The sequence below is a fragment of the Paenibacillus sp. FSL M7-0802 genome, assembly GCF_038004945.1.
GTDB classification, from domain to species: domain Bacteria; phylum Bacillota; class Bacilli; order Paenibacillales; family Paenibacillaceae; genus Paenibacillus; species Paenibacillus polymyxa_B.
The window spans coordinates 1-25,569 of record NZ_JBBOSD010000001.1; the positions used below are offsets into that span (position 1 = coordinate 1).

The 25,569-nt window shown below is 49.7% G+C and carries 4 protein-coding genes and 2 rRNA genes; all 6 read right to left on the bottom strand.

Going from position 1 to position 25,569, the window contains the following annotated elements:
- Positions 1–16,188: amino acid adenylation domain-containing protein (locus MHB54_RS00005; RefSeq protein ID WP_340981061.1), on the bottom strand; the 16,188-nt coding region annotated here is incomplete at its 3' end.
- 50 nt (positions 16,189–16,238) lie between these two features.
- Positions 16,239–18,104, bottom strand: a complete 1,866-nt coding sequence (locus MHB54_RS00010) for an ABC transporter ATP-binding protein (protein ID WP_264453831.1) — start codon at positions 18,102–18,104, stop codon at positions 16,239–16,241.
- Positions 18,079–19,974, bottom strand: a complete 1,896-nt coding sequence (locus MHB54_RS00015) for an ABC transporter ATP-binding protein (protein ID WP_264453832.1) — start codon at positions 19,972–19,974, stop codon at positions 18,079–18,081. The genes MHB54_RS00010 and MHB54_RS00015 overlap by 26 nt, the downstream gene beginning before the upstream one ends.
- A gap of 216 nt (positions 19,975–20,190) precedes the next feature.
- Positions 20,191–21,015 (bottom strand): thioesterase II family protein, encoded by an 825-nt coding sequence (locus tag MHB54_RS00020; RefSeq protein WP_053325357.1) that lies wholly within the window; start codon positions 21,013–21,015, stop codon positions 20,191–20,193.
- 956 nt (positions 21,016–21,971) lie between these two features.
- Positions 21,972–22,088, bottom strand: a 5S ribosomal RNA gene (gene rrf / locus MHB54_RS00025).
- 152 nt (positions 22,089–22,240) lie between these two features.
- Positions 22,241–25,166, bottom strand: a 23S ribosomal RNA gene (locus MHB54_RS00030).
- Positions 25,167–25,569 lie beyond the last annotated feature (403 nt).

A 25,569-nucleotide genomic window follows, 5' to 3' on the forward strand; every position in this document is an offset into this window, starting at 1 on the left:
GCCATCGCGGGCAATCGTGTCGACGATGTCTTCCGGGTTCTTTTCCCCGCCGACTGACAGCAGGCTTACCTTCGAGCCGACCAGCGACCACCAGAACAGCTCCCACACCGACACGTCGAACGTGAAGGCCGTCTTTTGCAGAATCGTATCTTCCGCACTCAAGCCGTAACGATCATGCATCCACAAAATCCGATTTAGCACAGAATGGTGCTCCACCATCACGCCCTTCGGTTTCCCCGTGGAACCGGACGTATAGATGACATAGGCTACATGGTGTGGTCCGGCCAGTGGCTCCAGATTCGAGCCATCTTCGTGGTAAATGTCCTCGCGATCCAGCACCAGCACCTTGCCGTCGAAACTCAGTGATGCTTGCTCCGCCAGATGCGATTGCGTCAGAACTAGCTTCGCGCCCGAGTCCTCCAGCATAAAGCGGATACGATCCGCCGGATAGTCTGGATCGATGGGCACGTAGGCTCCGCCTGCTTTGAGGATCGCGTAGATGCCTACGATCATGTCCAGCGAACGGTGAACCAGTATGCCTACAGGCTGATCTGGTTCAACACCTTCCTCACGTAGCGTCCGAGCCAAACGGTTGGCTCGCTCATTCAGCTCCGCGTAGGTCAACGACTCCGCTCCGCATAGTACCGCCACTTGCTCCGGTGTGTTCGCTACCTGCTGCTCGAACAGCACACTTAACGTCTGATCCTGCGGATAGGCTGCCGCCGTATCCCCCCAGACCTGAACGATCTGTGCCTGTTCTACCGGTGTTACCAATTCCAGCTCATTCAAACGGATATTCGGATTGTCCACAATTTGTCCGATGACATGGTCGATATGCCCCTGGATACGCTCCATGGCAGACCGACTATACACCAGAGCATTGTATTCAAGCAGGATGGAGATATCCTCGTCAGGCACGACAATCAGGTTGAAATCGTAGTTGGTTTGCTCGGCAAGTGCCACATTGGCAATAGAGAAGCCATTTTGTGCTCTTGTCTCACCGGAACCGCCCATCTGCTTCATCTGTTGCCCGATCGGGTAGTTTTCAAAGACCATAATGTGATGAATCAGGTCTTGTTTTTGTGCAGTCAGTGCCTGAATGTCGTATAACGGGAACGTGTCATAGACACCAGAGGCCAAAGCCTGCTCCTGTGTGCGCTGCAATACTTCTGCAAATGTAGCATCCGGTGCACTGCAAATGCGTACCGGAATCGTGTTGATAAACAACCCGATCATATTCTCCACACCCGGAATGTCTGCCGGACGACCGGATACCACACCACCAAATACAACATCCTGATGATTATTGTATTGCTGTAAAATAACGCCCCACACGCTTTGCAGCAAGGTGTTAATCGTGACATGTTGTTGCTTGGCCATTTGGTTCAATGCCGCGGTCCGTTCTTTACCCAACATAAATGGCAGCTTTTCTGAAACATAGCCGGAACGGGAACCCGCACCGCTTCCGTCTGGTTCTTCATCCCGTGCGACTACAGAAGCTTGTGCGTTCTCACCAGGCAACAAGGTTTGCTGCTCATAACCCGCCAAATACTCACTCCAATAACGGGTCGCTTCCTGTGCATCCTGATCTTCCAACCATTCGATATAGTCACTATACGGCTTGACAGGTGCGAGCTCTGGCTGCTTGTGCTCCAGCAGGGCAACATAGGCACCAAACACTTCATCCGTCACCAGCGACAGGCACCAACCGTCCATCACAATATGATGGAAGCTCCATACAAAACGGTAGGAGCTATCACCCGTGCGGAAGACGGTTACGCGCATGAGCGCATCCTTGCCTAAATCAAAGTTTTGAGCTTTATCCTGGGCCACAAATTCAGCTATAGCGTGCTCACGGCCTCGGACATCCTCATAACGGAAGCTCGGATTTTTATGACGATAGACGATCTGCAACGGTTGACCATACCAGCCGCTGTAGAAATTCGTCCGTAATATAGCATGCCGGCTAACCAGCAGCTTCAAGCTTTCCTCGAATAGGGACGGCTCCAAGTGGCCCTCCAGATCAAAGGTCGCCTGCTCAAAATACACGCCTGTTTCTGCATTCATCAGACTATGGAACAGCATCCCCTTTTGCATGGGGGTTAACGGATACATATTTTCCAATTCCCCAACCGTCTTGGTCTGCTCCTTAATCGTATCTAATTGCTCCAGGGTCAGACCTTTTAGCAATACATCACTTGGAGTCAATTCGGTCCGCTCCTGCGTAACACAATGCTCGATCATTTCAAGCAGATTGGATTTTAACAGATTAGCCAGCATGTGGACGGTGTCCTTACGAAAGGCTTTGCCGTTATACCGAATGCCCAGTTCCAGGATGCCGTTCGTTACGATTCCGCTCACATCCAGAGCATATTTCATCTTCGTCCGGTCACTAACGACCGATCCAATCGAGTAAGGAGACATACGCATATCGCTATTTTGCAAGTCCTGATCAAACTGGCCGAGATAGTTAAAGCTTACTTGTGGCTCGGCAAAAACTTGATGTTGACCAAGGTGCTGTGCATCTGCTTGCTGACCAACGGCTTGGCCGGATTCACTCAAATATCTCCAGATTCCGTAGCCCATTCCTTTATTCGGAATATGACGCAGACTCTCTTTGACCTGTTTGATGCGTCCCGACAAGGCGTGATCACGACCGATGTCCAGCAATACAGGATATTGACTCGTAAACCAGCCTACCGTACGAGAAATGTCCATATCCGGCAAAATGTCCTCACGTCCGTGTCCCTCCAGGTTGATCAGGCTGCGTTCATGGCCGGTCCATGTGTACAGCATCATGCCCAAAGCAGTCAGAAGCAGATCATTCACTTCCGTGTTATATGCGCGGTGTGCTTGCTTCAACAGCCGTTCAGTCTCTTCTTCCGTAAGCTGGACGACCACTGTATCCGTGTCAGCCAAGGTAAATGGCTCAGCCTGCGCTTGATCCTCAGGCAAACGCACTTGGTCAGCCCAAGCGGCTGCGTTCAGTTGCTCCCAGTAGGTGTGTTCACTGTCCATAGCTGTGCTATTCGCATAGGTGGAAAGTTTTTGTGACCAGGAACGGAAGGAATCCGTTTTGTCCGGCAGCTGAAGCACTTCCTGATGAACAGCCTGTTCATAGGCAGTAGCCAAATCCTCAAACAAAATACGCCAGGATACCCCGTCCACCGCCAAATGGTGAATCACTATCAGCAGATGATCCCCATCGGCACAGTGGAACAAACCAGCCTTTAACAGCGGTCCTTCTTGAAGCTGGATACTGCTTTGAATTTCGGTGGATTTCGCTTCAATTGCCGCGCTGAGCATGGCTTCATCCGTCAAATTTCTAAAGTCCAGCACGTCCAGGTGATACAGCTCGCCTTCCTGTATTCTGCGGTTCCACGCTTTATAGCCTTGCTCGGTCTTGCTGAACACCATCCGCAGAGCATCGTGGTGCTCCGTCAGCTTGCCAAGCGCCTGACGCAAAGCAGCTTCGTCAAAGCCCTGCTCCCGGTGCAGCATAACGGCCTGATTAAAGTGATGCGCATCCACTTGCTCCTGTGCAAAGAACCCGTGCTGGATCGGAAGCAACGCCGTCTCTCCGCTCACTTCTCCCTGATCTGCCATACGACTGACCTCGTGCATATGCGGTGCCAGGGTTGCGACGATGGGATAGCGGAACAAATCCTTCATGTCCAGCTTGTAGCCTGCCTGGAACGCACGGGACACGATTTGAATCGCCTTGATCGAATCGCCACCCAGGTCAAAGAAATTGTCCAACATTCCGACGGTTGGCACGCCTAGGACGTATTGCCAGACCGCTACGAGTGCCCGTTCCGGTGCAGTGCGCGGCTCTACATAATCCGCTCCGCTTTGCAGGCTGCCTTCCGGTGCTGGCAGGGACTTGCGGTCGGTTTTACCGTTTGGTGTCAGCGGCATCTGCTCCAACTGAATGAAATACGACGGCATCATATAGCTTGGCAGCTCCCGCCCCAGCTCATGTCTCAGTTCACCGGCTCCAAGCTCTTGACTCGCGACGTAGTACGCCACGAGCTGCGTTTGACCCGTTTCGTCCCCACGGGCCATGATGACCACTTCTTGTACCGAATCCACCTGCAACAGCTGCGATTCGATCTCACCCAGTTCGATCCGGTAGCCCCGAATTTTCACCTGATGGTCCATCCGCCCCAAATATTCAATGTTACCGTCCGGCGTCCATCTCGCCAAATCGCCTGTATGGTACATCCGCTCATGGCCTGCCTTGCCACCAGCAAACGGATTATTTACAAATTTCTCAGCCGTCAGTTCTTCACGTTTCCAATACCCACGGGCTAATCCTTCCCCTGCAATACATAACTCGCCCGGCACACCGACGGGCTGCAACTCTCCACTCGCATTCATGATATAGATTTGGGTATTCGCGATGGGACGTCCGATATTAATGTCTTGAGCATGGGTCAGTTCCTGTACGGCCGACCACACCGTCGTTTCTGTAGGTCCGTACATGTTATAAATGCGGGGACCGTTTATTTCTTGCAGTGCTGCGAGCAGCTTGGACGGAAGGGCTTCACCCCCGACCATAATGACCTTCACGTTTCGCAGCGCGCGGGAACCTGCTTCATGACCCAGCAGCATTTGCAGCCGGGATGGGGTCATTTGCAACATCTCAATAGAATGTTGAGTAATCAACTCACCAAGCGCCTGCGGATTCACCTGATGCTGGCGGTCGCCAAGCACAACAGACATTCCACCCAGCAGGGGCAGGATGGTTTCCAAGACGAAAATATCGAATGAAATGGTCGTGAGTGACAAAATGGTTTGGCTCGTTTCAAAGTCAATGGCTTCGCGCATCCCGGTAATAAAGTTGAGTACCGAGCGATGCTGGAGCATAACTCCTTTCGGATTTCCAGTCGAACCCGAGGTATAGATGACGTAAGCCAAATGCTCTGGGCGGGCAATCGTCTCCAGGTTGCTACTTTCTCCCTGATACAATGCGGCATCCTCAAGAAACATGGTATTGGCATGGCAATGGTGCTCTTCTGCCAGCTCACGACGGGTCAGAAGCACTGCGGCCTCGCTGTCTTCCAGCATGTATTCAATACGAGAGGACGGAAATTCGGGATCGATTGGCACATAAGCACCACCTGCTTTGAGAACGGCCAGCAGACCTACGATCATTTCCACTGAGCGCTGCACCATCAGACCGACCAGCTTGTCAGGTCCTACTCCCTGGGCTTGAAGCATTCGGGCCAATGAATTTGCCCGTTCATTCAGCTCCCGATAAGTCAGACTCTGATTTCCAAACACCAATGCCACTTGGTCTGGCGTACACTCCACCTGATCCTCGAACAGCTGATGGATCGTCTGTTTGGACGGAAATGCACAAGCAGTGTCATTAAATGCTGCTGTAATCTGTTGCTTTTCCGCTGCTGTGACCAATTCCAACTCTTCAACCCGAACATTTGGGTTGAGCGAAATTTGCTCCAGGAGGCGGGTAAAATGTCCATACAGACGCTCAATGCCTGCTTGATCAAAGCAGAGCGTATTATACATAAACCGAATCTTAATACCTTCTCCCGGCATAACAGCTACGTTCAGATCGTAGTTGGTTTGCTCTGTAGCCACCACATTCGAAATCGTGAATGGTTCCTGTCCTTTACCTCCCAGCTGCTCTACCTGCTGCTCCACCGGATAATTTTCAAATATCATAATATGATTGATTAAATCCTGCTTCTGCTCGGTGAGTGCTTGAATTTCATACAGCGGGAAGGCATCATAGGCATTGGAAGCCAGTGCTTGCTGCTGTGTTCGTTTCATCAGCTCGTTAAAGGCTTCGCCCTCTTCAGACTGCACACGCACTGGAATCGTATTAATAAATAGCCCGATCATGTGCTCCACACCTGGAATATCGCCTGGACGACCAGACACTACGCTACCGAACACGACATCCGAACTGTTGTTATATTTTTGCAACAGAACGCCCCATACGGTCTGAATCAACGTGTTGACCGTCACCTGATTTTGCTTCGCCACCCGTTCGATCTGAGCAACCAGCTCCGGCTGGAAGTCACATTCCAGATCTTCAGCAACATATTCCCCATCTTGCATCGATTTAGGCTGTGTTTTTTGCTGAGGAAGCGTAATTTGCTGCTCGTAGTCTGCCAGATATCCACGCCAGTATTGCAAGGCTGCCTCACGGTCCTGACGCTCCAACCATTCAATAAATCGACTAAACGGCGTGACAGACTCCAGCGTTGGCTCATGACCCGCACGCAGTGCCAGATAGCTACCGAATACCTCCTGTGTCATAAAGGACAAGCACCAGCCATCCATCAAAATGTGATGGAAGCTCCAAACAAAGTGGTACGTATCATCCCCGGTTTGCAAAATGGAGACACGAATGAGTGCATCCTCTGCAAGATTGAATCCTTTCGCTTTATCCTCGATGACAAAAGCTTCAACACAAGCTTCTCGTTCCTCTTTTTCTAGTCCGCGCAAGTCTTCATAATATAATTGCCCGCTACGATTACGGAAGACGACCTGCACAGGTTCATCCTTCCATGAACTGATAAAGTTCGTCCGTAACGCCTCATGACGCTGTACGAGCAAATCAAAGCTTTTGCTGAAAGCAACCACATCAAAACGTCCATTCAATTCAAAGGTTGCCTGCTCAAAATAAGCTGCCGAACTCTCATCCATTAGACTGAAGAAGAGCATGCCATTTTGCATCGGCGTCAAAGCATACACATTTTCTAGTTCACCCATATCTTGTGTATCTTTCACCAATTGCTCCAGCTCGTCCAGCGTTACATGTTTTAACAAGACATCACTTGGGGTCAACACCGTTCTTTCCTGCGCAATGCAATGGCTAATCACCTCACGCAAGCCGGATGCCAGTAGTTCTCCAAGCCGTGCAATCGTTTCGTGCCGGAATTGTGTGGTACCGTAGCGAATAGTGAACATCAGCTCGCCATCCTCGATTAATCCATTGATATCTAGTGCAAAATCCATAGCCGCGTTCGTGCTAACAGGCACACCAATGGAATAGGAGGAAGGCTTCAGATCGTTACCTTTATAATCCTGATCGAATTGGCCCAGATAGTTAAAACTGATCTCAGGCTGAGTCTTTAACTGCACGCCTGCTTTCTCCAGAACATTCATATCTGACAGGTATCGCAAAATACCATAGCCGATGCCTTTTTGCGGAATATGACGCAGCCCTTCCTTGACCCGTTTAATCAGCCGAGCGGTATTTCCACCTTGTCCCAGACTTCCATCCAGTACAACCGGAAATTGGCTCGTAAACCAGCCGACTGTGCGCGTAATATCCACGTCGGGTACAACGGCTTCCCGTCCGTGGCCTTCCAGGTTGACCAGCACTCGTTCGGAACCAGACCAGTCATAGACGGCTTTTCCGAGCGCAGCCAGCAACAGGTCGTTCATTTCCGTGTTGTACGCGCGATGAGCTTGTTTGAGTAGCTGCTCGGTTTCCTGCTTCGTCCAGCGGACCGTCACAACCTCGCTGTCTCCGAGCAGTGCATTGTCATTCGCAAAATCCTTCGGCAAAGGCTTCGCGAGGCTGGCTTCCGCCTGTTCGATATGCTGCCAGTATGCAAACTCCCGCTCCATCGTCACACTATTTGCGTAGGCTGACAGCTGTTTGGCCCATACCTGGTAGGAATCTGTTTTATGCGGCAGTTGAATAGCTTTACCCGTTTTACCTGCAACGGCCTGCTCATATCCGGCTGCCAAGTCCTCCAGCAAAATGCGCCATGATACACCGTCCACAACCAGATGATGAATCACGATTAGCAAATGGTCGCCTCCAGCGCAATGGAACAGACCGAGCTTCACAAGTGGACCCTCGCTCAAGTGAATGCTCGCTTGAATTTCACTCGCCTTGGCTTCTACTGCGGTGGATTCATCTTCAACTCCGCTAAAATCTACGATGTCCAGCGTGTATAGCTCGCCTTCCACCACACTGCGGTTCCAGGCGGCATAGCCTTGCTCCGTCTCACGGAATACAGTGCGCAATGCGTCATGATGCTGGACAATACGTTCCATCGTACAGCGCAGCGCGTCGACGTCAAAGCGCCCAGCTCGATACAGCATCATCGCCTGGTTGCTGTGGTGCAGGTCTACCGGCTGTTGCTCGAAGAACCACCGTTGAATGGGTGTCAGATCTACCTTGCCTACTGCCTCTTCCTGACTGGCAATCTTGCCATCTGTACGAAGCAAAGGACTGAGTGACGCTACCGTCGGATTGCTGAACAAATCCTTCATGTCCAGTCGATAACCTGCTTGCAGCAAGCGGGACGATACTTGCAGCGCTTTGATCGAATCGCCGCCCAGTTCAAAGAAGTTATCCTGCGTGCCTACCGTTTCGGCACCCAGCACCCCGGCCCACACTGAAGCTAAAACCTGTTCTACCGTAGTACGTGGAGCCACATAGGCTGCCCCGGTATAGATGCTTCCTTCCGGTTCCGGCAAGGCCTTGCGGTCGATTTTTCCATTGTGGGTCAGTGGCAAGGTCTCCAGACGCATCAAGCGTGCAGGTACCATATGTGCTGGCAGCCCTGCTTCCAGCTCGGCCTGTACCTCCTCGATCCGCAGCTCGGATTCTCCTGTGATATATCCGCACAAGTACTTGTGTCCACGTTCGTCCGTCCGGTCAATGACTACCGCTTGACGCACACCTGGCACCCGCTGAATTGCCGTTTCAATCTCGCCCAGCTCGATCCGGTAGCCCCGAATTTTCACTTGATAGTCCATCCGGCCGATAAAGTCCACATTGCCGTCCGGCATCCACCGCGCGAGGTCACCTGTGCGATACAATCGTTCACCCGCTACGTACGGGTTCGCTACGAATTTCTCGGCCGTCAGATCCGCACGGTTCAGGTATCCCCGTGCCACCCCGGCACCGCCAATGCACAGCTCGCCCAGTACGCCGATCGGCACCGGATTCAACTGGCTGTCCACGATGTAAAATCGTGCGTTCAGCCACGCCTGACCAATCGGCACACTGCCGCTGTCCGGCAGCTTCGACAGTTCTTCGTCGTAGAAGCTGGAGTCGATTGCCGCTTCCGTGACGCCATAGCTGTTCATAATGCGAATATCCGCACCAAATCGTTCTTGCAGCACTCGGTAATCCGTCACGCTGCAGCTATCCGAGCTGGTGATCAGCAATTCCAGACCGCTCATGTCCAGCCCGTGTTCATGCACATGCTGCATAAACGGTACAATCAAGGCCGGGGTTGATTCGAACACCGTAATCTGATAGTCGCGAATCCAGCCGTATAGACGGCTTGGGTCAATGCGATCATCTTTCGGACAGATGACCATCGTGCCACCGTTATAGAGCGCCCGCGCGATATCGCCGACGAACACGTCGAAGGAGAAGCTCGCCAGCTGTAACAGGCGTACCGGGAACTGGTTCAGACGGTAATCCCGGCGATAGGCCGCAGCCGTATTCACCAAGCTGCGATGCTCAATCATGACCCCTTTTGGACGCCCCGTTGTACCGGACGTGTAGATCACATACGCCAGATCCTGCGGCTCATTGATATGTTCCACATCCGTGGCATCCCCGGTGTACAACGACTCATCGTCCAGCGCCAGTACGGTGTGCAGACGCAAGTTCGCTGCGGATTCGGATGCTGCTTCGCTATCAGACTCCGAATCTGATTTCAAGCTTAATCCCTCATTAAGGCTGTCTCTTTCCATCGTTTCAATGCTAACCGCCGTTTCCAGCTCACCCTCAGCCTTTCCTTCGGCCAAAGCCCATCGGCTTTCATTCAGCCATGCTTGGGCACGCTCCTGCAAACCTGTTTGAGTCAGTAGCACCCTAGCGCCGCTGTCCTCCAGCATAAAGCGGATACGGTCAGACGGATAATCCGCATCTAAAGGTACATATGCACCTCCGGCTTTCCATACCGCCAATACGCCGACCAGCATGTCCACCGAGCGCTCGCTCAAAATACCAACAATGGATTCGCGCCCAATGCCTTCATTCCGCAATCTACGAGCAAGTTGGTTCCCACGCTCGTTCAGCTCGCGATACGTAAGCTGCCGCTCCTCGTATACAACTGCCACGTGATTCGGCACAAGCTGCGCTTGTTCTTCCACATAGGCGTGGAACAACCCTTCTGATTGCTTTTCATCACTCCATGCAGATACGCCCACTGATCCAAAACCGTCGATGATTTTCGCTTTTTCCGAAGCAGTCACCAACTCAAGCTCATCTACCAGCGCATCTGGTCTGTTAATCGCTTCTTCAATAATATGCAGCAAATGCCCGCGGATTTGCTCTATAGCTGTACGTTCCAATACTCGCGCGTTGTACTCTAAATGGACATGAATTTCATCACCCGGCACAACCGTAATGTTGAAATCATAGTTCGTTTGCTCCGATACGGAAGCATTTGTAATCGTAAAACCATTCTCACCACGGCTACCCATTTGCTCCATACGCTGTTCCACTGGGTAGTTTTCAAACACCATAATATGGTTCACCAGGTCCTGTTTTTGCTCTGTCAGGGCCTGAATTTCATACAACGGATAGGTTTCATAAGCACGGGAAGCCAGTGCCTGCTCCTGTATCTGCTTCATTAACGCAGCAAACGTAATATCTTTCTCACTGTGAATCCGTACAGGAACCGTATTAATGAACAAACCAATCATTTTGTCTATGCCCGGAATATCCGCTGATCTGCCGGATACGACACTGCCAAATACAACATCCCGACTGTTGTTATACCGTTGCAGCACAACGCCCCATGCTGCTTGCAGAAGGGTGTTGACCGTCACTTGCTTTTGCTTAACCAGCTTGTTCATCCGTTCCGTCACTTCGCGGCCCAGTGTAAACGAAAGCTTGTCCGCTTCATATTCTTTAGCGTGACCGTCCAGCTGTTTTGCCTGCGGCAATACCGTCTGCTGCTCGAAACCAGCAAAGTAATCACTCCAGAACCGTTCAGCCTCCGCGTTGTCCTGTCGCTCCAGCCATTCAATATATTCGCTGTATGGCGTTATCGGGACAAGCTCCGGCTTGCGGTCTTCGAGGATGGCAAAGTACGTATTAAATGCTTCCCCCACAACCAGGAACAAGCACCAGCCGTCCATCAAAATATGGTGGAAGCTCCATACAAAACGGTACGACTCCTCGCCTGTACGCAAAACAGACACCCGCATCAGCTCGCCTGAGCTGAAATTAAAGCCTTCGACTTTGTCACGCTCAGCAAAATCAGCAATGTATGCGCCCTGCTCTTCTTGTCCCATTGAACGCACATCTTCAAAACGGAACCCGGCATGTTTGTGGCGGTACACCACCTGTAAAGGCTGCTCATTCCAGCCGCTATAAAAATTCGTTCTGAATATTTGATGTCGATCCACCAGTTGATTTAAGCTTTCGGCAAAAGCCTCCACTTGAAAGCTGCCTTGCAGATCAAATGTCGCCTGCTCAAAGTACGCCCCGGATTTCGGCTCCATTAAGCCGTGGAACAGGATGCCTTTTTGCATTGGTGTGAGCGAATAAATATTTTCCAGTTCTCCCGCAGCAGCCGTCTGCTCTACAATATGATCCAGCTCACCAGCCGTCAGTCCTTGGAAGGACAAATCGCTTGGCGTCAGCTCTGGCAACTCTTTTTCCACACAGTGAGCCAATACCTCACGCAAGCTCTCCTGAAGCAGATCAGCCAGCTTTTTGATTGACTTTTTCATGAACATTTTGTTGCTGTAGCTGATCGTCAGCTCCAGTGCACCGTCCGTGATCATGCCGTTGATATCCAGAGCATACCGCTTGGTTAACGTGTCACTAATGGAAGCTCCGATGGAATAAGGAGACATGCGAAAGGCATTATTCTTTAAATCCTGATCGAATTGTCCGAGATAGTTAAAGCTGATTTCCGGCTCGCTGATAAAAGGTGCTTCCCCTTCCCTGTCAGCAAGATATCTCAAAATCCCGTATCCAATCCCTTTATGCGGCAAACGGCGCAGTCCTTCTTTGACGTTCTTGACACGCCGTCCCACATTCTGTTCCTCGCCCATATCGAGTACAACCGGGAATTGGCTGGTAAACCAACCGATCGTACGCGTAATGTCTACATCCGGCAAAATGGCTTCCCGTCCGTGCCCCTCCAGATTTACAAGCACCTGACGGATGCCTGCCCACTCCTGAATTGCAGTGCCCAAAGCTGTCAGCAACAGGTCGTTTGCTTCCGTATTGTAGGCACGATGAGCTTGTTTCAAGAATTGTTCCGTTTCTTCTACCGTCCACGCTACTGTCAGTGTCCGATCATCGCGAAGCTGTGGCTTAGCCTGAGATTTACGAGTGTAATCTTTAGGCAAGGATGCCTGACTCTTCCCTGCTTGCTCAATCTGCTCCCAATACGCACGCTCATTCTCCAACGCTCCACTGTTCGCATAAGCGGATAGCTGATCTGCCCACAGACGGAAGGAATCCGTTTTGTTGGGTAAACGGACAGACTCGCCCTGTAAAGCCTGCTCATAACCGGATGCCAAATCCTCTAGCAAAATACGCCAAGACACGCCGTCGACCACAAAATGGTGGATCGCTACCAACAAATGGTCTCCATCGGTGCAACGGAACAGACCCAGCTTCACCAAAGGGCCTTCATCTAGACGGATACTGCTTTGAATTTCGCTGGCTTTGTTCTCCAGCAAATGAGCAAAGTCAGACTCATTTGTAAAATCAACTACTTCGAGGCTGTACAGTTCTCCTTCTTGCACGCCACGGTTCCATGCTTCATACCCACCGTCCGCATTTTGGCGGAATACGATGCGCAAAGCATCATGGTGCTCGACAATGCGTTGCAGTGCCTGACGAAGCGCCGTTTCGTCCAATCGATCCTCACGATGCAGCATCAGAGCCTGGTTATAGTGTTCAGGATTGGATGGCTGCTGTTCAATGAACCAGTGTTGAATCGGTGTCAATGCCACGTTTCCACTGACTTCTCCTTGATCGGAAACACGGCTCACCCGCTGCACTCGTTCATTCAGCTCAGCAATCGTCGGATACTGAAATAACTCCCTCATTTCCAGCTTGTAACCATTTTGCAGCAGTCTTGAAGACACCTGGATGGCCTTAATCGAGTCGCCCCCCAGATGGAAAAAGTTATCCAGCACACCAATATGCTCAATACCAAGTACAGATTGCCACACAGACACTAGCGTACGTTCTACCTCATTACGTGCCGCTACGTAATCCTCACCGGAATCCACGCTTCCTTCTGGTTGCGGCAATGCCCGACGATCCACTTTGCCATTTGGTGTCAACGGCAATTGCTCCAGCTGCACAAAATATGACGGTACCATGTAACCCGGCAATTCTTGGCTCAAGGCACTTCGCAGCTCGCTAGCCGCGATATTCGCAAGGGTGACTACATATGCACAGAGCTGCTTTTGCCCCTGCTCATTCTCACGTGCAATGACGACGGCTTCTTGCACCGCCTCCAGCTTCAGCAGCTGTGCTTCCACCTCGCCCAACTCAATCCGGTAGCCCCGGATTTTCACCTGTGCGTCAATCCGTCCTTTGTATTCCAACGTCCCGTCCTCATTCCAGCGCACCAAATCGCCTGTGCGGTAGCAGCGCTCTCCGCTGCGGAACGGGCTGTCTACAAACTTTTCAGCCGTTAAATCCGGACGGTTCCGGTAGCCACGTGCCACCCCGTCGCCGCCGACGATCAACTCCCCCCATGCCCCGACAGGCTGAAGCTGCATGGAACGGTCTACGACATACGCTGTGGAGTTGTGAATCGGACGCCCAATCGGCACCGCTTCCAATTGCACGCTGGCAATCGCATGAGTTGTAGAAAAAGTTGTATTTTCTGTCGGCCCATAGCCGTTAATGATCCGCAGGGACGGATGAGCCTCCAGCACCCGGTTAATGTGCGGTACGGACAGCACATCACCACCGACCAGCAGTTCTTGTACCCCCTCGAACAGCTCCAAGTCCTGCTGAGATAGCTGGTTAAAGAGCGGCGCAGTCAGCCACATTGTCGTGATACCATGGTTGCGCACGGCTGCCTTGAGCTTTGGAGCGTCCAAAATGACATCCTGACTTACCAGCACGAGCTGTCCACCATTCAATAGCGCACCCCAAATTTCGAAGGTGGACGCGTCAAAGACAACGGCGCCAGTTTGCAAAATGCGTGTATCAGCATCTAATTGCGCATAGTTTGTACTTTTCACCAAACGCACGACATTGCGATGTTCTACCATAACCCCTTTGGGCTGTCCGGTCGTGCCCGAAGTGTACATCAAATAAGCTAGTCGGTTTCCAAATTTACGTTCTTGTTCTCCAGCAGTGCTGTCTACGACAGACGAGGATGATTCATTTAAAATCTCATTTTTCAGATTAGTATAATCGGTATAATCCGCATGATAAGCCTCGTTTTGCTCCCAATGTACGGTATTCAAGCCTTGGTCATTCTCTGCCCCGTACACCTTAGCATCGCTCAGATCCAGTACGATTCCGGTGTATTCCTCCAGTTGCTGTTCTGCATGCTGCACCAGCAGCAACTTCGCCCCCGAATCTTCCAGCAGGTAACGGACACGTTCAGCCGGATAATCAGGGTCAATCGGCACATATGCGCCGCCCGCTTTGAGAATCGCCAACATGCCGACAATCATATCGGTGGAACGCTCAGCAACGATACCTACAGTTTGCTCGGCGGTAACACCGTGTCCGCGCAACGTGTGAGCCAGTCGATTTGCTTTTACATTCAGTTCGCCATAAGTTAAACGGGCATTTCCGAACACGACTGCTGTCTGATTCGGTGTACGTTCAGCCTGTTCCTCAAACAACTCATGAATGCCTGCTTCGTGTGGATATTCCACCGCAGTAGCATTGAATACGTCGACGATTTGTGCCCGTTCTTCCTCACTGATCAGCGACAATTCCTGTATCCGCTTGTGTGGGCCCTGCACCATATGCTCCGCCACACTCAAAAATTGTCGAATAATTCGAGCAATTTCCTGTTCACTAAACAGCTCGGTACGATAATCTAGGTACAGCACGAGTCTATCGTCATCCAGCATTTCAACCATGTGAATATCGAAGTCGTTCACCGTATCTCCGCAGAAATCGTTATCTACCTGCTGAATGGCTTCATCAAACCGGGAGAAACTCAATGTACGATACTGGATGGAAGCACCAAACAGACGCTGAATGTCCAGACTGCTTTGCTGTTCACGCAAATCCTGAATAATTTTGTTGTATGGGTAACGCTGATGCCGCAAAATGGACGCCTGCTCCTTCCCTACACCTTGCAGGAAGGTCAGCAGTTCGGATTCTGGTTCGACCAACAGACGCGTAGCCACGGTGCTGACGAACATACCGATGGTATCCTTTTCCTTCTTAGACGTACGGTTGGCATAGAGTGTCCCCACGGTTAGGTCCTGCTCTCCCGTCACTTTATGCAAATAAATATACAGAGCCGCCAGGAAGAACGTGAAAATACTAATTTTATGTTCCTCGCAAAAAGCCGTAACACCACGATACAACTGATGTTCCAGTATAAAGCTCTCCCGGCGTGCAGCTGTGCTCAGTGTCAGCGGGTTATATGATTTCAAACCTGTAGTCTCTGGCAAATCGGCAAACTTTTCTGTCCAGTACGTTTTATCCTTTTGGTAACGGTCTGATTGCTCATAACTTTGCTCTACCTGGATAAAATCCAGATATGGATTGCCTTTGGTCGGTGCATCTTGACCTGTACCATGCACAATATCCATATAATGTCCGGTGATTTCATTAATGGCCTGATTCATGGACACGCCGTCTGAAATAATATGATGCATTTTAAAATTAAACCATGTTTCTTCTGCTGCGAGCTGCAAGATAACAAATCGGTACAGCTGCGAATCCAACAATGAGAATGGCTGTGGATTATGGCGCTTTAACCATTCCTTTGCTTCTTCCGGGGTAACTTGGAGTGTTTCTATACTTTCCGCCGTAAACGGCTCTACATATTGATATGGAATCCCATCCTGAGCAGTGATCTTGATACGGAAAGAATCATTTTGGGCAATCACCCGGTTCATTGCTTGTTGCAAGGCATCTATACGAACAGTTCCCCTGATTTTTACTGTTGCAATAATTGTTGATGTGTTCCGATTAGGATACAGAAGCTCCGTATACCAAATCCGTTGCTGTGGCTGGCTTAGCGAAAATAATTGAACATCTTGCTGTGTCATCCGTCTCTCTCCTCGCAAAATAGATATTGGTAAAAAGGACATTCGCATATTTATGCGGTTTGTTCCTCGGGATGCTTTCGAAATTGAAGCTCATACAGCTCTGCATAATGACCTCCCTCGGCAAGGAGCTGATCATGGGTACCCTGCTCTTTCAGTTCGCCATCGGCAAGGACACAGATCGTATCCGCCCGTTCAATCGTAGACAATCGATGGGCAATAACTAATGTCGTACGATCCTTCATCAGCTCATTTAAGCCCTGCTGGACTTCATATTCCGATTCTGCATCCAAAGCCGAGGTCGCTTCATCCAACAGCAAAATCGGTGCATTTTTGAGCAAAGCACGGGCAATTGCGATCCGCTGTCTTTGACCGCCGGACAAATTGGCTCCGCGTTCACCGACAATCGTGTCGTACCCCTCTGGCAGCTCGCCTATGAAGCCGCTGGCATAGGCTGTTTTGGCCGCAGCCTCTACTTCTTCATCCGTGGCAGCCGGTGAGCCAAAACGGATATTATCCGCTACTGTACCGTGGAACAGCGTAGCCTCCTGTGGTACATAGGCCATTAAATCCCTGACCTCATCCAACGGAAATTCTTCTGCCAAGCGACCACGAACCCGCAGCACACCTTCGTCCGGTGGGTAAAATCCCAGCAACAGCTTCATGACTGTGCTTTTGCCACCACCACTCGGGCCGACAAGCGCGGTTACCTGCCCTTCTGGCACGACCAAGTTTAACCTTTGCAGCGTTGGATGGTCAGGCTGATAGCCAAAGGTGATGTCGTGCAGCTCCAGCGCAGCCGGAGTCTGTTCAATGGCGTGGTCTGAACGCAAAGTCTCAACATCGCCATAGAATTCCCCAGATTCACAGGCTGATAAAGCTGCCGTCTCGGGATCGATAAGCCTAGTCAGCGGTCCCTTCTTTTTAGCCGCGGGGAACTGCTCCTCTTCCTTCGACTCATCCAGAATTTCGCGAATACGCGCCAAGCCTGCCAAGGAGTTTTGTAACAGTGTTACAGCCGCCCCTAGCTCCAAAAACACCGTTGAAATACCGGTTTGCAGCTGCACAATCTGTCCCAATACCCCCAGTTCCATTTGCTTCTGCGATACCAGAATCAATCCGGCGACAAGCACACCGCCCAGCGTGATGAACTCTATGACAAAATTGCACATATCCTGCAAGCCCATATGACGTCCCTGCCGAATGCTGATGCGGTTTATGTCCTCGCTTGCATCGTTACAAAGTCCACCTACCTTTGTCCTCAACCCAAACAACTTCACCGTCTGCAAACCGGAAAGCAAATCACTCAATCGTTCCGTGAACCTGCTCATCCGTCCCTGTAACTCTTCACTCGTCTTTCGCATTTTCTTCGCGAAATGAGCGTTTATCCAGGCTGAAGCCAGCCCAAGTAAAACCGTCATAATCCCAAATCGCCAATCCAGAACCATCAAAATGACCAACGAGCCCAAGAAAAGCGAAATTTCTAGTATAATCGAGCGGATATGAACGGTGTAAGCCTGCTCCAGCGCCTGTACATCGTTCGTCATACGGGATACAAGATCACCCGAATGGTGTTTTTCGGCTTTTTCGTACGATAGCTTGACAATGTGGCCAAATAGTTTCATTCGTACATCGGCAATCGCCAGCTTTACACACCGTTTATACATATAGCTGCACAGGGGGGAAATAAGACTTAATGCCAAAAATGTACCACTGACCAAATAGACCGCTCGGTATAGCTCCTGTACATCGCCATTAACCGCAAAATTCAGCAAATAATGCACCACGAAAGAAAGTAAAATCGTGATGCTGGCATTGGTCAGACTATTGCCAACCAGCCCGGTAAAATACCATTTTCGATGCGGCTTCATCAGGGACATCAACTGCTTAAATTCATAAAACCCCTGCTTGAAGGTCACGACGCTCACTCCTTTCCTCAGGCAACGAATTACCGTTTTCCGCCGTATGCTGTTCTTCTTCAAAATTTTTCAAATACAGCTTTCGGTACACACCATCACGACCTAGTAATTCCTCATGAGAACCCGATTCCACAATGCTCCCCTGATCGAGTACAATAATACGGTTCGCCTGACGTACGGTTGACAGTCGATGAGCAATGACCAGTACCGTCCGGTTTTGCATTACCGCATTCATCGCATTCTGCACCTGAGCCTCCGACTGACTATCGAGTGCTGAAGTCGGCTCGTCCAATAGAAGCAGCGGAGCATTTTTCAGTAATGCTCTTGCTATAGAAATACGCTGTTTTTGACCGCCAGACAATCCGCCTCCCCGCTCGCTCAACAGGGTTTCATAGCCCTCGGGAAGTTGAACAATAAAATCATGCGCATGTGCCGCTTTCGCCGCCTCGACAATTTCTTCCCGAGTCGCCTCCAGACGTCCATATCCGATATTTTCTGCAATGGTGGCCGGAAAAAGCGACGACTCCTGAGATACCATCGAAATATGACTGCGCAGGCTTGTTAAATTCCAATCTGTCAAACTCTTTCCAAATAGTTGAATGGTTCCGGCATGCTCTCCAGGTTCATTAAATCCGCAAAGCAGCTTGAAAATCGTGCTTTTACCGCCACCGCTGGCACCGACAATCGCCACCATATCCCCTTGCCCTGCCTGGAAGCTGATATCCTTCAGCACTGTGTTCCCTTCATCGTAGCCAAAGGTCAAATGCTCAAAACTGACTACAGCAACACCATCAACGCCATCATCGCTTTCTGCTCCGCCTTCACTCATTCGGTTGGCTTCCCCATCTGCATCGTCTTCCAAATGAGGCGCCCTATTCTCTCGCCTCTGATCTACCAAGGTCATTTCGCCGTCCTGACGTTCATTCTGCCAATCCAGCACCTCAAACAAATGCTTTGCGGCTCCACCCGCTTCCTTCATTTGCGAAATGATTGTCGGCAGCATGGCAATAGGCTGTAATATGAACGAAATCAGGTATAAAAAAAGTACAATGCCTCCAGCATTCAGCTCTCCTTGTTGTATCAGGTATCCTCCGTATACAATGACCAAAATAATTGGTGTTGCCAGCATCATCACACCTACTGGAGTAATGGCTGCATAGCGCTTTTCTAGCCTTAAGCCGCGCTTGACGACCTCCTCCATAATCACCATATACTTCTTCAACAGCACAGCTTGCATATTGAATGCCTTGACGATAGGGATTCCTCCGATTGCATCTTGCCCCACAGCGTTCAAATGAGCAATTTTCTCCTGAAGATCTGCGGAATATTTTTCAATCGGCTTGCTCATTAGTGATGTTATGATCATTCCTATTGGCATGAGCGCAAGACTTGCCAATATCAGTTTCCAGCTTGTCAGTAAAAGCAATATGAGTGATGCCGTAAACACAAGCGGTAAATAAAACAGATTGGAAAACTGCTGGATAAAAAAGTTCTGTAATACTGCCGTATTATTGGTTAGACGGGATACCAAATCTCCGGTAAATTTCCTTTCCACGCTGGAAACCGGTAAATCGCAAAACTTATGTACGAGATCGCCTCTCAAGTCGCGCAGAGCACTAACACTAAAACGCGCTGAAGCGTACCTCATCACAAACTTACAGGGCATTCCAATTAGCGTCATACCAACAACCAGATAGATCATGTTCTGGGTAGAGGAGAATGTCCCCTGTGCCATTTGCTCAATAGCCTTACCCAAAATAATGTCAATAGCTGCCAAACACAAGGAGGCGATCACCGTTATGAAAACCCATAGATTATACGGCCTTACATAACGTGCGAGTCTCCGAAAAGCAGAATTTGATCGAAACAAGGGCATCCCTCTTTTCGTTGCCCACACTTTTTCAGTGCGAACTTTTTATATTGGCTGTGGACGTCGTTGAGATAAACTCTGGGTTTGGATGCATGAGTATCCGTACAGAATAAAATGCGATTTTGAACTATGCTGGAATTTGCATCTTGGTTGTGGGTTGGTTGTCGATTGTTGCTGAGATGGTAATAACGAAGTGTATCGTGATGTGTGGGACATTCAACTCTGTCTGAATCGTGGTTGTATGGTGCTTGTGTTGTAAGCTGTATGAGCTGCCGCCGCGTGGGCCATCGGCGAGGATGTAGAAAGAATGTTCTCGACTGCGCTCATAACTTCTTGTTCTTGTTCATGGATGAAAAAGTGATTACCTTCGAACATCTGAACATCCATAGGTGATGTCGTATGCTGTTGCCAGGCATGGAGTGAATCTGTGCTAACCTCAAAATCCTTCATTCCGCCTAAAACGGTCATCGGACATACCAGTGGATTTCCCGGCTGATAAACATAAGTTTCACATACCTTAAAATCTGCACGCAGACGAGGCATAATAATTTGCATCAATTCTGCATTTTGCAGCACCTCTTCAGGTGTTCCCTGCATCAAACGAAGCTCTTCGGTGAAAGAATCGTCTGCTAAATCATGGAGTCGTTTTTTGGAGTATGGAAGATGTGGTGCGGATTTACCAGATATGATGATATGCACAGGTAGCTTTCCAGTTTTGCTGTACAACTGTCGTGCTGTTTCAAATGCAATCAGTGCACCCATACTGTGCCCAAAAAAAGCGAACGGCTTATGCATGTATGGGGCCATAGCGGGAATCAACGATTGAACGATGTCCTGAAGAGTATCCATTGGAGCTTCTGTTGAGCGGCTTTCACGTCCTGGAAGTTGTATAGGCAACACGTTAATATCAGGCGCGAACCTAGACTTCCAAGAGTTAAATATGTAAGCGCCACCACCAGCGTAGGGGAAGCAAAATAGTTGGAGCTTCGCAGTCGGTTGGACCTCTGTTTTTGCGAACCAAGATTGTGATCGAGTTGTCAAATGAATTCCTCCATCCTCTATGCAGTTCATAATTTTACAGTAAATCCTTATATCTCTTTTTTTCTTCCAACACTTTCTAACTGTTTTTAAATATACAAACTTTAAAACCGCTTGGCATGGGACAAAAGGGCTAAATTGATGGAGCTCATAAAAATAAAACAAAATCCATATTATGTTATTTGTTTCCAAATTTCAAAAGCAACAATTTCACTTTTTGTATTAGTTATCTGTCAATCATGATCTGTTAATTTAGTTTAAAACGAAATTTTTGGTTTTCACGAATTTTGTAAAACTAAACTCATTATGATTTACATTGAAGCTCCAACCCCTTATCCTACAACAATTTTATCTTTACATGCCATTAACATAAATGTAACAAATTCAACCTGATATCATCCGACAAATTCCGCCTTTTTCCGCAACCCTCTTTAACCTCCTAAATAATGGATTGAATTTGTATCAAGCTCACATAAGCCAAAATTAATAACTCTTTAATTTTGTAATAAATATTGTTATTTCATAGTCCTAAAGGATCATATTTTGCATATTTTTTTCTGACTCTTCGTCTAAAAAATTCAGTTCGGATTGAGTTTTTCTCTCCCGAAGCTATGAATTTTCTTTTCAAACTCTAATAGAAACGTTTCTATCTCGCTTCAAAAGTACCTGTTCTCTAGAAATTTATAGCCTTACTTTTAATCTTCCCCCTCAAAAAACAGTAACGGCAAACAGCAAGGCTCCCTGTTGTTGGAGACTTGCTGCTTTATAAATTTCATTATGTTTGACTTCACTATCGGTCGATATGCAGAGTGTTGTAAGCTTTATTGTAGTTATCCCCCAATCATATTAATTTAGTGGAATGGAGTATATGTATGGGTTTCTTGTATATTTTCCAAAACGCGAAAGCCTTATGGTATACAAAAAGAGCACAGCCCATTAAGGCTGTGCTCTTTAATCTTGCTTGGCGACGTCCTACTCTCCCAGGACCCTGCGGTCCAAGTACCATCGGCGCTGGAGGGCTTAACGGTCGTGTTCGGGATGGGTACGTGTGGAACCCCTCCGCTATCGCCACCAAACATGAATTTGCTGTGCAAATTCTATCGTACGGTTATTCGGTTCATCACTTATCGTGTGAATGAATAGCCATGCGCTTATCATATGTCACTTGTACATACTTTCAAGGTTACACCCTGAAAACTGGATCCGAAACTTATTTGCGTTTTATTCTTAGGATAAGCCCTCGACCGATTAGTATTGGTCAGCTCCATGCATTACTGCACTTCCACCCCCAACCTATCTACCTCGTCGTCTTCAAGGGGTCTTACTAATTGGGAAATCTCATCTTGAGGGGGGCTTCACGCTTAGATGCTTTCAGCGCTTATCCCTTCCGTACATAGCTACCCAGCGGTGCTCCTGGCGGAACAACTGGTACACCAGCGGTACGTCCATCCCGGTCCTCTCGTACTAAGGACAGCTCCTCTCAAATTTCCTACGCCCACGACAGATAGGGACCGAACTGTCTCACGACGTTCTGAACCCAGCTCGCGTACCGCTTTAATGGGCGAACAGCCCAACCCTTGGGACCTACTTCAGCCCCAGGATGCGATGAGCCGACATCGAGGTGCCAAACCTCCCCGTCGATGTGGACTCTTGGGGGAGATAAGCCTGTTATCCCCAGGGTAGCTTTTATCCGTTGAGCGATGGCCCTTCCATGCGGTACCACCGGATCACTAAGCCCGACTTTCGTCCCTGCTCGACTTGTAGGTCTCGCAGTCAAGCTCCCTTCTGCCTTTGCACTCTTCGAATGATTTCCAACCATTCTGAGGGAACCTTGGGGCGCCTCCGTTACTCTTTAGGAGGCGACCGCCCCAGTCAAACTGCCCACCTGACACTGTCCTCGCACCGGATCACGGTACCAAGTTAGAACCTAGATACGATCAGGGTGGTATCCCAAGGATGCCTCCCTTCAAGCTGGCGCTCAAAGTTCTACGGCTCCCACCTATCCTGTACAGATCGTACCCAAATTCAATATCAAGCTGCAGTAAAGCTCCATGGGGTCTTTCCGTCTTGTCGCGGGTAACCTGCATCTTCACAGGTATTAAAATTTCACCGGATCTCTCGTTGAGACAGCGCCCAAGTCGTTACGCCATTCGTGCGGGTCAGAATTTACCTGACAAGGAATTTCGCTACCTTAGGACCGTTATAGTTACGGCCGCCGTTTACTGGGGCTTCGGTTCATAGCTTCGCCCGAAGGCTTACCACTCCCCTTAACCTTCCAGCACCGGGCAGGCGTCAGCCCGTATACTTCGCCTTGCGGCTTCGCACAGACCTGTGTTTTTGCTAAACAGTCGCTTGGGCCTTTTCACTGCGGCCCCCTCGGGCTATTCACCCTACCGAGGCACCCCTTCTCCCGAAGTTACGGGGTCATTTTGCCGAGTTCCTTAACGAGAGTTCTTCCGCGCGCCTTAGAATTCTCTTCTCGCCTACCTGTGTCGGTTTGCGGTACGGGCACCTTCTCCTGGCTAGAGGCTTTTCTTGGCAGTCTGAGATCATGACCTTCGCTACTATAATTTTCGCTCCCCATCACAGCCCAGCCTTAACGATGTGCGGATTTGCCTACACACCAGCCTCACTGCTTAGACGGACATCCATCAGTCCGCGTCACTACCCTACTGCGTCACCCCATCGCTCATAACGGATTACGGTGGTACAGGAATTTCGACCTGTTGTCCTTCGACTACGCCTATCGGCCTCGCCTTAGGTCCCGACTTACCCTGAGCGGACGAACCTTCCTCAGGAACCCTTAGGCTTTCGGCGGATCTGATTCTCACAGATCTTTTCGTTACTCATACCGGCATTCTCACTTGAATGCAGTCCAGCGCTCCTTACGGTACACCTTCAACCCGCATTCAACGCTCCCCTACCCCTGATGCAAGCATCAAGCCATAGCTTCGGTGGTGTGTTTAGCCCCGTTACATTTTCGGCGCAGAGTCACTCGACCAGTGAGCTATTACGCACTCTTTCAATGGTGGCTGCTTCTAAGCCAACATCCTGGTTGTCTGTGCAACTCCACATCCTTTCCCACTTAACACACACTTGGGGACCTTAGCTGATGGTCTGGGCTGTTTCCCTTTCGACAATGGATCTTAGCACTCACTGTCTGACTCCCGGAACTAAATCTATGGCATTCGGAGTTTGACTGAGCTTGGTAACCCTTGCGGGCCCCGCACCCAATCAGTGCTCTACCTCCACGATTCTTTTTTCCGAGGCTAGCCCTAAAGCTATTTCGGGGAGAACCAGCTATCTCCGGGTTCGATTGGAATTTCTCCGCTACCCCCACCTCATCCCCGCATTTTTCAACATGCGTGGGTTCGGGCCTCCAGTGCGTGTTACCGCACCTTCACCCTGGACAGGGGTAGATCACCCGGTTTCGGGTCTACGTCCACGTACTCATTCGCCCTATTCAGACTCGCTTTCGCTGCGGCTTCAGCTCTTCACCTTAACCTTGCACGGGAACGTAACTCGCCGGTTCATTCTACAAAAGGCACGCCATCACCCATAGATCGGGCTCTGACTTCTTGTAAGCACACGGTTTCAGGATCTATTTCACTCCCCTTCCGGGGTGCTTTTCACCTTTCCCTCACGGTACTGCTTCACTATCGGTCGCCAGGGAGTATTTAGCCTTGGCAGATGGTCCTGCCGGATTCATACGGGGTTTCACGTGCCCCGCACTACTCGGGATCCGTCTCGGAGAGAACAAGTTTTGAACTACAGGGCTTTTACCTTCTCTGGCGGGCCTTTCCAGACCTCTTCATCTAACCGGTTCCTTTGTAACTCCATGTGAGACGTCCCACAACCCCAAGGAGCAAGCTCCTTGGTTTGGGCTAATCCGCGTTCGCTCGCCGCTACTGACGGAATCACTATTGTTTTCTCTTCCTCAGGGTACTTAGATGTTTCAGTTCCCCTGGTCTGCCTCTATTCTGCCTATGTATTCAGCAGAAAGTGACTGTCGATGAAGACAGCCGGGTTTCCCCATTCGGACATCCCCGGATCAAAGCTTGCTTACAGCTCCCCGAGGCCTTATCGTTGTTCGCCACGTCCTTCGTCGGCTCCTGGCGCCTAGGCATCCTCCGTGTGCTCTTTGTAGCTTAACCTAGACTTTTCTTTCAAAGAAAGAAAATGTCGATGTTCGATAAAGAATGATTTTTGCCAAAGGCAAAAGATCTTTCCTTACCTGCTACCTTTATTTCACTTGTTTACACAAGATCAGCTTAAAGGAATATTCTAAAACGCAATTTCGTTTCGGTATCCAGTTTTCAAGGTGCAATTCGCTTCATTGAAGCGAAACCCGATGAATATTTCGGTTCCACACGGATGTGTGAATGAAACATTCGTCGAAGCTTGAGAGTTTGAGCTCTCAAAACTGAGCAACGAGTGAGTAAGTTAAGGATATTCATTTCATTCACACAAACGTGATGAACCGAATTGAATATCCGGTCGCAGGTACATTGTACCTACTTATTTGAATGTTTCCGTTGCAGGAAACGATTCTCCATA